Here is an 11807-nt window from a genome sequence, read left to right as displayed (position 1 = left end):
AACTCGCTGCGATCTCTCGTAGCGGGAGGCGAATCATACAGCGTTACAACCTGCTGTCAACCACCTTTTTCACCGCTTCGATCAACTGACCGTAGCACTTCCAGAACCTTCTGAATCGCTTAACTCGTTGATTTTCAAGGAGTTTCGCGTTCAGTTGTCGCTGGAAGTGGGGCGCATTATAAGGGGATCTGAAACCCCGTCAACCCTTAATTTGCAAAAATCTCAAAATCCCCTGGCCCGCCCGAACAACCGCGGCACACGCCGCCAAACCGGGGGAATACGCAGCACCATCAACAGCCCGCCTATGCCGGCATAAATGGCCCACTCCTTGAGGTCGGAACGCACGATCCACAGAAAATGCAGCAACCCCAATCCAAGAATCACGTAGACCAACCGATGCAGCTTCTTCCACCGACTGCCCAGGCGCTTCTGACTGTAGCGATTGGACGTCACCGCCAACGCCAGCAAGCCCAGAAAACCAAGCGCCCCCACGATGATGTAGGGCCGCTTGCGCAACTCCACCCCCAACTGCCCCCAGTCCAAGCCAAGGATGAACACCATATAGGCCATCAGGTGCAGCACTATATAAGCAAAGCACCATAACCCCAGCTGGCGGCGTACCACGATCCAGCCAGACCAACCGCTCAAGCGCTGCAACGGCGTCATCGACAGGGTGATCAGCAGGAACACCAAGGCGCCCAGCCCAAGCCGGTCCATCAGGATTTTCCCAGGGTCCGGCCCCAACAGCCCCATCGCGGCTTCATACAACCACGCAGCGGGGAACAGGCAACCGGCCACGAAAATGGCCAGACGAAACCAGGGATAACGCATCAGTAATTCTTCCGCAGGTCGAGGCCGCTATACAGAGACGCCACTTCATCGGCATAGCCATTGAACATGAGCGTATCGCGCACATTTGGACTGAACAGCCCGCTGGGCAGTCGGCGTTCGCGGGCCTGGCTCCAACGCGGATGATCGACCGTCGGATTGACGTTGGCATAGAAGCCATACTCGTCCGGCGCCAACCCCTGCCAGGTGGTGCCTGGCTGCTCAGCCACCAAGCTGATGCGTACGATCGACTTGATGCTCTTGAAGCCATACTTCCACGGCACCACCAGACGCAACGGCGCACCGTTCTGGTTGGGCAACGCCCGCCCGTACATCCCTACCGCCAGAATCGCCAACGGGTTCATTGCCTCATCCAGACGCAACCCCTCTACATAAGGCCAATTGATCAAGGCAAAACCTGAACGCTGCCCCGGCATGCTCTTGGGGTCTTGTAGCGTTTCGAAGCGCACATAGCGCGCCTTGGAGGTCGGCTCCACCTGCTTGAGCACCTGGGCCAGCGAAATGCCCAACCAGGGAATCACCATCGACCAGGCCTCGACGCAGCGCAAACGATAGATACGCTCTTCGAGCTGATAGGGTTTGACGAAGTCTTCCAGGGCATAACGTCCAGGCTTGCCCACCTCGCCGTCGACCACCACGCTCCACGGCTCGGTCTTGAGACTCCCGGCATTGGCCGCAGGGTCGCCTTTGTCGGGCCCGAACTCATAGAAGTTGTTGTAGTGGGTGGCGTCCTTGAACGGGGTAATCGCCTCCCCTTGTACCGTCACCGCCTGCCAGCGCGCGGCATCGAGCTTGCTCGCGAACCAGCCAGGTGCGGTCCCAGGCTCGACATCGGCATAGCGTGACGCCTCGCCAGCCACTCCCAGGCGCGGCAATGCGCCGACAGCCAAGCCGGCCAGCGTGCCACCCAGTAGGTGACGGCGGGACAGGTAAAGTGCTTCGGGGGTAACGTCCGACAGTTTGCAGTCAGAGGTGCGGGGGATCTTGATGAGCATGGCGGCTCCACAGTACGGGTAACTGATGTACCCGTAAGACTATGGAGCCGGCAGGTTATTCCGCGATTAAATTTTTATCAGGCTTTCTTTCGACGCGTGCGCAACAGGTACTGCACAGGACCCGAAATCGCATAGCCGAGGAAGATCAGCAGCAGGATGCGCGGCGGATCGCTGAACACCACGGCGAACACCAACACCACGGCCAAAATCGCAACGAACGGCACGCGCCCCTTGAGATCCAGCTCCTTGAAGCTGTTGTACTTGATATTGCTGACCATCAGCATGCCGGCAGCAGCCACCAGCAGTGCCACCAGGAACGACAGCTTCGAGCCCTGGATACCATAGTCGCTGAACGCCCACACAGTACCGGCCACCACGCCCGCTGCAGCGGGGCTGGCCAAGCCGATGAAGTAGCGCTTGTCGGCAGTGCCGACCTGGGTGTTGAAACGCGCCAGGCGCAACGCCGCACCCGCCACATAGATGAAGGCAACCATCCAGCCGACCTTGCCCATGTCTCCCAGCGCCCAGCCGAACGCCAGCAGCGCCGGCGCCACGCCGAATGCGACCATATCCGACAGCGAGTCGTACTCGGCCCCGAAGGCGCTCTGCGTATTGGTCATGCGGGCGACACGGCCGTCAAGGCTATCGAGCACCATGGCCACGAAGATCGCGATGGCGGCAAAGGCAAAATACTTGCTCGCCTCTCGCGGGTCACCGGCGCTCAGGGCGCTTTGCGCGCTCATCGAGCTGATGATGGAATAGAAACCAGCGAACAAGTTCGCGGTGGTGAACAGATTGGGCAGCAGGTAGATGCCGCGGTGGCGGACCTTGCGCCCTTCGGCGTCATGCCCTTCTTCGACGTGCTCATCGACAGGTAGCAGGCTTTCGGCGTCGGAGGGCTTGTTCGGCTCTTCGGGACGTTCGCTCATGAAAAGTACCTTGCAACAGGGTGGAATATGTTCGACATGGGCCCGCGAAACAGGTTCTAACGGCGGGCCACTGGTCGCTTTATACCAGATGCAGCCCACACAAACGAAAAAACGCGGCCGAAGCCGCGTTTTTCATCTACCGAAGCAAGACTCAGTTCTTGGTCTTGTCGACGATCTTGTTGGCCGAGATCCACGGCATCATCGAGCGCAGTTGCTCGCCGATGATTTCGATGCCGTGAACGGCGTTATTACGACGCTTGGCGGTCATCGATGGGTAGTTGGTGGCGCCTTCGGAGATGAACATCTTCGCGTACTCGCCGTCCTGGATGCGCTTCAGAGCGTTGCGCATGGCCTTGCGGGATTCTTCGTTGATGACTTCTGGGCCGGTGACGTACTCACCGTACTCGGCGTTGTTGGAGATCGAGTAGTTCATGTTGGCGATACCGCCTTCGTACATGAGGTCAACGATCAGCTTCAGCTCGTGCAGGCACTCGAAGTAGGCCATTTCTGGCGCATAACCCGCTTCGACCAGGGTTTCGAAACCGGCCTTGACCAGCTCGACGGTACCGCCGCACAGAACGGCCTGCTCACCGAACAGGTCGGTTTCGGTCTCGTCCTTGAAGGTGGTTTCGATGATGCCGGTACGACCGCCACCCACGCCTGCGGCGTAGGACAGCGCGACGTTCTTGGCATTGCCCGAGGCGTCCTGGTAGATCGCGATCAGGTCAGGGATACCGCCGCCTTTGACGAACTCGGAACGTACGGTGTGGCCCGGAGCTTTCGGCGCAATCATGATCACGTCGAGGTCGGCACGCGGAACGACCTGGTTGTAGTGGATCGAGAAGCCGTGGGAGAAGGCCAGGGTAGCGCCCTTCTTGATGTTCGGCTCGATTTCGTTCTTGTACAGGGCGCCCTGGAACTCGTCCGGGGTCAGGATCATGACCAGGTCGGCAGCAGCGACGGCAGTGGCGACGTCGGCGACTTTCAGGCCGTGGGCTTCTGCCTTGGCCACGGTAGCCGAGCCTTTACGCAGACCGACGGTGACGTCTACACCGGAGTCCTTCAGGTTGCACGCCTGGGCGTGACCTTGCGAACCGTAACCGATGATGGCGACTTTCTTACCCTGGATGATGGAAAGGTCGCAGTCTTTATCGTAGAAAACTTTCATGAAATACCCCTGGTTATATCTCGGCCCCTGAGGAGCCATCGCTAATTTTTGATGTTAAACGCTGAGCACTTTGTCGCCACGGGCAATGCCGGTAACGCCGCTGCGCACGGTTTCGAGAATCGATGCAGTGCCGATGGCCTGGATGAAGCTGTCCAGTTTGTCGCTGGTGCCGCTCAGCTGCACGGTGTACACACTGGCAGTCACATCGACGATCTGGCCACGGAAGATATCCGTGGTGCGCTTGATCTCGGCACGCTGGGCACCGGTAGCCTTGACCTTGACCAGCATCAGTTCGCGCTCGATGTGCGCGCTTTCCGACAGGTCGACCAACTTGACCACTTCGACCAGCTTGTTCAGGTTCTTGGTGATCTGTTCGATCACTTCATCATGGCCAACGGTGGTCAGCGTCAGACGCGACAGGGTCGGGTCTTCGGTTGGCGCCACCGTCAGGCTTTCGATGTTGTAGTTGCGCTGAGAAAACAGGCCGACCACGCGAGACAAGGCACCGGGTTCGTTTTCCAGCAGCAAGGAGATGATGTGCCGCATATCAGGTACGCTCCGTCTTGCTCAGCCACATGTCACGCATCGAACCGTCCTTGATCTGCATTGGGTAGACGTGTTCGGTACGGTCGATCGCGATGTCGATGAACACCAGTCGATCCTTCATCGCAAAGGCCTCTTCCAGCTTCGGCTTGAGGTCCTTCAGGCTGGTGATGCGGATACCCACATGGCCATAGGCCTCAGCCAGCTTGACGAAGTCAGGCAGCGACTCGACATAGGAATGCGAGTGACGGCCGTTGTAGGACATGTCCTGCCACTGGCGCACCATGCCCAACACACCGTTGTTCATGTTGACGATCTTGACCGGCAAGCCGTACTGCATGCAGGTGGACAGTTCCTGGATGTTCATCTGGATACTGCCTTCACCGGTAACGCAGGCGACATCCTGATCGGGGAAGTTCAACTTCACGCCCATGGCCGCCGGGAAACCGAAGCCCATGGTGCCCAGGCCACCGGAGTTGATCCAGCGGTTGGGTTTGTTGAAGCGGTAATACTGCGCCGCGAACATCTGGTGCTGGCCCACATCGGAGGTGATGAAGGCGTCGCCGTGGGTAACCTCGCACAGGGTTTCGATCACGTGCTGCGGCTTGATCACACTGCCGTCGCCCTTGTCGTAGGGGAACAGGCCAGCGTCACCACGCCACTCGTCGATCTGCTTCCACCAAGCATCGAGCGCCACCTTGTCAGGCTGCTCGCCGATTTCCTTGAGGATGGTCAGCATTTCGTTCAGCACGCTCTCGACCGGACCTACGATCGGTACGTCGGCCTTGATCATCTTAGAGATCGACGCCGGGTCGATGTCGATGTGAATGATCTTGGCGTTCGGACAGAATTTGGCCGGGCCGTTGACCACGCGGTCGTCGAAACGCGCACCGACCGCGAAGATCACGTCGGCGTTGTGCATGGCCAGGTTGGCAGTGTAGCTGCCGTGCATGCCGAGCATGCCGAGGAACTGGCGATCGGTACCTGGGAAGCCGCCCAAGCCCATCAGGGTATTGGTGACTGGCAGGTTGAGCGACTTGGCGATTTCGGTGAGGGCTTCGGAGCCGCCGCCGAGGATCACGCCACCGCCGGAGTAGACGATCGGACGCTTGGCCGCCAGGAGCATTTCGGCTGCCTTGCGGATCTGGCCGGAGTGACCACGTACAGCCGGGCTATAGGAACGCAGCTTGACCTTTTTCGGGTAGATGTACTCGAACTTCTCGGCCGGGTTGGTCATATCTTTTGGAATGTCGACCACGACCGGGCCTGGACGGCCGGACTGCGCCAGATAGAAGGCTTTTTTCAAAACTTCCGGGATTTCCGAAGCGTGTTTGATCATGAAGCTGTGCTTCACGATCGGCCGGGAAATACCGATCATGTCGGTTTCCTGGAAGGCATCGGTGCCGACCATGGTGCTAGGCACCTGGCCCGACAGGATGACCATCGGAATGGAATCCATGTAGGCAGTGGCAATACCGGTGATGGCATTGGTCGCGCCGGGGCCGGAAGTCACCAGCACCACACCGGCCTTGCCGGTGGCACGGGCATAACCGTCCGCCATATGGGTAGCAGCCTGTTCGTGACGGACCAGGATGTGCTGGACTTCCGGTTCCTTGAACAGTGCATCGTAAACATGCAGGAGAGCACCACCAGGGTACCCGTAGATGTGCTTAACGCCTTCGTCACGCAAGAAGCGGACGACCATTTCAGCGCCGGATAAGAGCTCCACGTTGTTCACCTCTAAAACGCCAGAATACCGTCCTCACTGGACGGGTCTTAATAGGTTTACTGCCAAGCAGAGCATGAGCGAACGTCAGCACTGACTGAGCAAGTATTGGGAAAGCCCTGATGTGTTGCGGGTCTTCCCACCCAGCGCGAGGTAACGCGTTGCGGGGTGTAACAAGTCGGCGCGGGTGTGCGCCTCATGATCTGCTTAGCGGGTCTGCTTCTGGCAGTCCCCCTACAGCGGAATCTGGATTCTTGTGATTTGGCGCCTACAAGTCAAGAAAAATTATTGCCAATTTTTCCGCAAGATGAATCGCTACAACCACTAAAAACCTAAGCAGCAGCAGGAAAATTAAGATTTCTACAAAAAAGGGCCACAATCTGCGGCCCTTGAAGAAAAAACTGAGGAATTCCGGCTCAAGAACTGATCAATTGGTCGAACGTTGCCAGCAGTCGGCGCAGCTCGCGGCTTTGCTCAGGACGGTCGGTAAACACGGTTTCGGCCATGACCAAGATGCCCGAGGCGTTAGGCAGCGGATGGCCGTGTTCGAGAATCTGTGCCATGCGCGGCAGGAAGATCCACTGCAACCACTGCTCGAAGGCCATGCTGTCGACCGCGAACGGCACCGTGCTGGCGAGCGCTTCGGCGCTGGGCACCTGGTCGCTCCACCAGCCCTGGGTGCGCAATTCGTGCTCGATCAGCAACAGGTGATCGGCGATATCCAGGATGCGCTGCTCCATCACAGGTTGACCTGTGCCTTCTGCCGCGCCAGCGCCGCGCCAGCACTATCGCCCTGCTTCTCACGGGCCTGGGCGATGGTGTTCCACAGCTGGGCTTGCAGGTCAGGACGACCGTTGGCGTAAGTCAATGCGCGGCGGGCAAGCTGCTCGGACTGCGCCGCATCGCCTTGCGAGAGACGCACCTGGGCCAGGCGGAACAGCACCTGAGGCTCGCGCGGGGCAATACGCTGGGCGCGCTCCAGGCTAGAGGCGGCGCCATTGAAATCGCCACTGCCTTGTTGTTGCTGGGCAGTGGTCAGCAACGCCAGCACCGGGCCATCGAGCTGTTCGTCGGCAGACAAGCCGCCGCTGCTGGCCCGTGGAATACCGGTCGGGGCCTGGGTGGCGGCCGGCGCGCTGCTCATCGATGCGATGTCGAACGGTTCATCGGCCACCGGGTTGGGGTTGGTGCTGATCGGACCACTGCTGACAGGGCCCGGTGTGATCGGGCCGGTGCTGATTGGCGTGGTGCTGATCGGTGCGCTACCGGCACCCTGCGGAATCATCACGGTCACGCCGGAATCTTCTGGCAGGGCCTGCGCCTGGCTGGTGCCGCCACTGGTCGGGTAGGCCGACGTGCGATTGGCCGAGACGCGCTCGCTATTGGAAACCCGGGTGCTCGAATCCACCACCGGAATGTTGCCACGCGGCACACTGGCACAGCCGTGCAGGACGGCCACCGAGGCCAAGGCAGGAATCCACCACTTGTTCACTTCACACCCTCTTCAAAAGCTCGCGCTCAATTCATCCAGCCCTTGACCCAGTCCATGACCGATTCAGCCGGGTTCTGTTCGCCACCGCAGGTAGCCCCGGCGGGCGGCTCGCTGCCGCGAATATACGGCATCTGCACCGCTCCCGGACAGCTGCCGTCGGAACCCTGCCCGGTGTGCGGGTCGATCCAGGCCTGCACCACGTTGTCTGGCTGTGGCATGTCCAGCGGCAGCGGGTCGGCCTTCTTCATGAAGCTGGTCCACACCTGCAGTGCACCGGTGGCGCCGGTGAACGGGGTCTTGCCGTTGTCGTCCCGGCCCAGCCACACCACCGCCAGCAGGTCCTGACTGAAGCCCGAGAACCAGCTGTCGCGCGAGTCGTTACTGGTACCGGTCTTGCCCGCCAGGGTCAGCGAGCTTGGCAATACGTTGTACACCGAGCGGCCGGTCCCTTCACGCATCACCCGCTGCATGGCGTTCTGCACCAGATAGATGGCACCCGGATCGAACGTCTGCTGGATCTGGAACGGGTAGCGCTTGAGCGGCTCGCCCTCAGCGGTGAGCACACTGCGGATCCCGCGCATGGGAGTATTGAAGCCACCATTGGCGATGGTCTGGTACATGGTCGCGACCTGCATCGGCGACATACCGCCAGCACCCAACAGCATCGCCGGGTACGCCGGCCAGTCCACCTGCACGCCCAGGCGGCCGATAGTCTTGATCACGTTCGGCACGCCCACTTCCAGGCCCAGCTTGGCGGTGGACAGGTTCAGCGAGTTGGCCAGGCCTTGGTACAGGTAGATGGTGCCGTGGGGCCGACGATCATAGTTCTGTGGGCGCCACACTTGCCCGTCGGCGCCCTTGACCGAGAACGGCTCGTCCTGCACCCAGGTGGTCAAGGTGTACTTGCTCGGTTGCTCCAGTGCCGTCAGGTAGACCGACGGCTTGACCAGCGAGCCAATCGGCCGCACGGCATCCAGCGCACGGTTGAAACCGGCGAAGCCCGCCTGGCGGCTACCGATCAGGGCCTGCACCTCGCCAGTTTCCGGGTTGGTGACGACCATCGCCGACTCCACATCATCAGCGCCCTTGCGCCCGCCCAGGCGTTTGAAGGTTTCGCTCATGGCGGTCTCGGCCTTCATCTGCAAGATCGGGTCGAAACTGGTGAAGATACGCAGCCCTTCTCCGGTCAAGTCTTCATCGCGGTAATCCTGGCGCAGCTGACGTTTGACCAGGTCAAGGAAGGCCGGGAATGAGCTGTCGGCCAAGCTGCCGCGCTTGGTCACGCCCAGCGGCATCTTCTTGGCCGCATCGACCACTTCCTGGCTCGCCACACCCTGCTCTGCCAGCAGGTCCAGGACCAGGTTGCGACGCTGCAACGCACGTTCCGGGTAACGGCGCGGGTTGTAGTAGGACGGGCCCTTGACCATGCCCACCAGCAAAGCGATCTGGTGCAGTTTCAGTTCCTGCAGCGGCTGGCTGAAGAAGAACTGACTGGCCAGGCCAAAGCCATGCACCGCGCGCTGGCCATCCTGGCCGATGAACACTTCGTTGAGGTAGGCCTCGAGGATCTCACGCTTGTCGTAGTGAATCTCCAGCAGGACCGACATCATCGCTTCGGTCAGCTTGCGGCTGAGGCTGCGCTCGTTGGTGAGGAAGAAGTTCTTCACCAACTGTTGGGTGAGGGTGCTGCCGCCCTGGCGCATGGCACCCGAGGAGGTGTTGACCCAGATTGCCCGGGCGATGGACTTGGGCGACACGCCGAAATGGCTGTAGAAGTCGCGGTCTTCGGTGGCGATCAGGGTTTCGACCAGATACGGCGGCACCTGGTCGATCTTGATCAGGATGCGGTCTTCGAGGTTCTTGGGGTAGATCCCGCCAATCATCAGCGGCTCCAGGCGAACCACGTCGAGCTTGGCGCCATTGGCGCCGTTGAGCCCGGCCACGTAGTCGCCGGAGAACCGCACGCGCACGAATTGCGCAGGCTCCATGCCCTCGTAGAACTGGAAGCCACGGGTGTTGATGTCGATGCTATTGCCATTTACCGAGGCGGCCCCCGGCCCGTTGGCCGTGCTTTCACGGCGGTAGCCAAGGGCATCGAGTTCAGTGAGAAAGTCGTTCTTGCTCAGTTTCTGGCCAACGAACAGCTCGAGCGGCCGGGCATACACCTTGGCCGGGATCGTCCAGCGCTTGCCGGAGAACTTCTCCTGCACGGTGGCATCGAGGTAGACCGCGAAGCCGGCGATCAGGACCAGACCGACCAGGCTGAGCTTGATGGCCCAGCCCAGCCAGGCGCGTGTGCGGCCGGTCGGGCGTTGTTTGGAGGGGCGAGAATTTCGGGTACGAGTCATGGCCGCGGATTATACGCACTTTGTAAAAGGGAGGCAGACGCCCCTCGGCTGTTTGCAGGGACGGCACCATTGACCATAATGGCGCATTCGAATTCCCTGACTCCCAAAAGGATGCTCCGTGAGCCAAGCCCTGATCAGCGCGCTGCAGAACCCCGCCCTTTATCCGCACCCGGTCGAGGGCTTCACGCTCATCGAGACACACATTTCCTGGGTACTGCTCACCGGCGAGTACGCCTACAAGATCAAGAAACCGATGAACTTCGGCTTCCTCGACTTCACCACCCTCGAACAGCGTGGCCACTTCTGCAACGAAGAGCTGCGCCTGAACCAGCGCCTGACAGAAGGCCTTTACCTGGAGGTGCTGCCGATCACCGGTAGCGCCGAAGCACCGCAGATCGGCGGCGAAGGCGTGGCAATCGAGTACGCGCTGAAGATGCGCCAGTTCCCCGAAGGCCAGATGCTCAACACCTTGCAGGCCAACGGCGAGCTGAACGCCGGGCACATCGACCAGATGGCCCAGCAGATCGCCGAGTTCCACCTGCAAGCACCGAAAGTGCCGGTGGATCATCCACTGGGCAGCCCGGACGCGGTCATGGCGCCGGTCGAGCAGAACTTCGAGCAGATCCGTCCGTTCCTCACCGACGCCGCCGACCTGCAACAGTTGGACAACCTCCAGGCCTGGGCCCAGGACAGCTTCAAGCGTCTGCACGGGCTGTTCGAAGCGCGCAAGGCCAATGGTTTCATCCGCGAGTGCCACGGTGACATCCATCTGGGCAACGCCACCTTGATCGACGGCAAGGTGGTGATCTTCGATTGCATCGAGTTCAACGAGCCGTTCCGCCTGACCGACGTCTACGCCGATATTGCCTTCCTGGCCATGGACCTCGAAGACCGTGGTCTCAAGTGCCTGTCGCGCCGCTTCATCAGCCAGTACCTGGAGCTGACCGGCGACTACGCAGGCCTGGAGCTGCTCAACTTCTACAAGGCCTACCGGGCCCTGGTGCGTGCCAAGGTCGCGCTGTTCAGCCTGTCGCCCGACAGCGATGGCGTGCAGCGCGCCACCACCCTGCGCACCTACCGCAACTATGCCAACCTGGCCGAAAGCTACGCGGCCATCCCTTCGCGCCTGCTGGCCATCACCCATGGCGTGTCGGCAGTGGGCAAGAGCCATGTCGCGATGCGCCTGGTCGAATCGCTGGGCGCGGTGCGCGTACGCTCCGACGTCGAACGCAAGCGCCTGTTCGGCGAGCAGCCAGCAGCGGCCAACGGCCAACTGCAAACCGGTATCTATGCCCAAGAGGCCAGCGCCGCCACTTACGCGCACCTGCACCAACTGGCAACGACCATTCTGCGCGCCGGTTTCCCGGTGGTGCTGGACGCCACCTACCTCAAGCACGCCCAACGCCAGGCCGCGGCGGAAGTTGCCAGCCAAACCGGCGTGCCGTTCCTGATCCTCGACTGCCACGCGCCCGAAGCGGTGATCACCAGCTGGCTGGCGCAGCGCCAAGTCGAAAACGTCGATCCATCGGATGCCACGCTGGAGGTGGTCAAGGCCCAGCAGGCCAGCCGCGAGCCTCTGGATGCCCAGGAGCTGCAGCAGTGCACGCCTGTCGACACGCAACACAGCAGCAGCATGGACCAGGTGATCGAGCAGATTCGCCAGCGCCTGCCGGGCCTCTAGCGTGAAGCAGTCGACAGTTCCCGCTTGAAATTCGGCGCCTCCCTGCCGATAGCATTAAAATGACATCATCCACACA

Annotated in this window: 10 protein-coding genes; 1 reads left to right on the top strand and 9 read right to left on the bottom strand. The window is 60.8% G+C overall.

The window, feature by feature from the left end:
* Positions 1-222: 222 nt before the first annotated feature.
* The 9 genes from msrQ to mrcB form a co-directional block, all read right to left on the bottom strand.
* The gene (msrQ, locus tag ACNFIC_RS23415) at positions 223-831 is read right to left on the bottom strand and encodes a protein-methionine-sulfoxide reductase heme-binding subunit MsrQ (protein ID WP_138221431.1); all 609 of its coding nucleotides are present in this window, start codon (positions 829-831) and stop codon (positions 223-225) included.
* A complete protein-coding gene (gene msrP / locus ACNFIC_RS23410) occupies positions 831-1844 on the bottom strand; it encodes a protein-methionine-sulfoxide reductase catalytic subunit MsrP (RefSeq protein WP_416782214.1) in 1014 nt (337 codons plus the stop codon). Before msrP ends, msrQ begins: the two co-directional genes overlap by 1 nt.
* Before the next feature lie 77 nt (positions 1845-1921).
* The gene (gene pssA, locus ACNFIC_RS23405; RefSeq protein ID WP_138221433.1) at positions 1922-2773 is read right to left on the bottom strand and encodes a CDP-diacylglycerol--serine O-phosphatidyltransferase; all 852 of its coding nucleotides are present in this window, start codon (positions 2771-2773) and stop codon (positions 1922-1924) included.
* Positions 2774-2924: 151 nt separating this feature from the next.
* Positions 2925-3941 (bottom strand): ketol-acid reductoisomerase, encoded by a 1017-nt coding sequence (gene ilvC, locus ACNFIC_RS23400; RefSeq protein ID WP_138221434.1) that lies wholly within the window; start codon positions 3939-3941, stop codon positions 2925-2927.
* Positions 3942-3995: 54 nt separating this feature from the next.
* The gene (gene ilvN, locus ACNFIC_RS23395) at positions 3996-4487 is read right to left on the bottom strand and encodes an acetolactate synthase small subunit (RefSeq protein WP_101322126.1); all 492 of its coding nucleotides are present in this window, start codon (positions 4485-4487) and stop codon (positions 3996-3998) included.
* A 1-nt stretch (position 4488) separates the two neighbouring features.
* Positions 4489-6213, bottom strand: a complete 1725-nt coding sequence (locus ACNFIC_RS23390; protein ID WP_138221435.1) for an acetolactate synthase 3 large subunit — start codon at positions 6211-6213, stop codon at positions 4489-4491.
* Positions 6214-6626: 413 nt separating this feature from the next.
* Entirely contained in the window at positions 6627-6953 is a 327-nt protein-coding gene (locus tag ACNFIC_RS23385) for a YqcC family protein (protein WP_416782213.1), read from the bottom strand.
* Positions 6950-7702, bottom strand: coding sequence for a tetratricopeptide repeat protein (locus ACNFIC_RS23380; protein ID WP_138221437.1), 753 nt, complete (start codon positions 7700-7702; stop codon positions 6950-6952). The genes ACNFIC_RS23385 and ACNFIC_RS23380 overlap by 4 nt, the downstream gene beginning before the upstream one ends.
* A 26-nt stretch (positions 7703-7728) precedes the next feature.
* Positions 7729-10050, bottom strand: a complete 2322-nt coding sequence (gene mrcB, locus ACNFIC_RS23375; protein ID WP_138221438.1) for a penicillin-binding protein 1B — start codon at positions 10048-10050, stop codon at positions 7729-7731.
* Positions 10051-10168: 118 nt separating this feature from the next.
* On the opposite strand from mrcB, the gene ACNFIC_RS23370 reads away from it, so the two are divergent.
* Positions 10169-11731 (top strand): AAA family ATPase, encoded by a 1563-nt coding sequence (locus tag ACNFIC_RS23370; protein ID WP_416782212.1) that lies wholly within the window; start codon positions 10169-10171, stop codon positions 11729-11731.
* Positions 11732-11807: the final 76 nt, after the last annotated feature.

It is taken from the genome of Pseudomonas sp. NY15463 (genome assembly GCF_048068415.1).
GTDB classification, from domain to species: domain Bacteria; phylum Pseudomonadota; class Gammaproteobacteria; order Pseudomonadales; family Pseudomonadaceae; genus Aquipseudomonas; species Aquipseudomonas mosselii_C.
The sequence above is the reverse complement of the archived record's forward strand: the minus strand, read 5'-3'. Positions and strand labels throughout refer to the sequence as shown.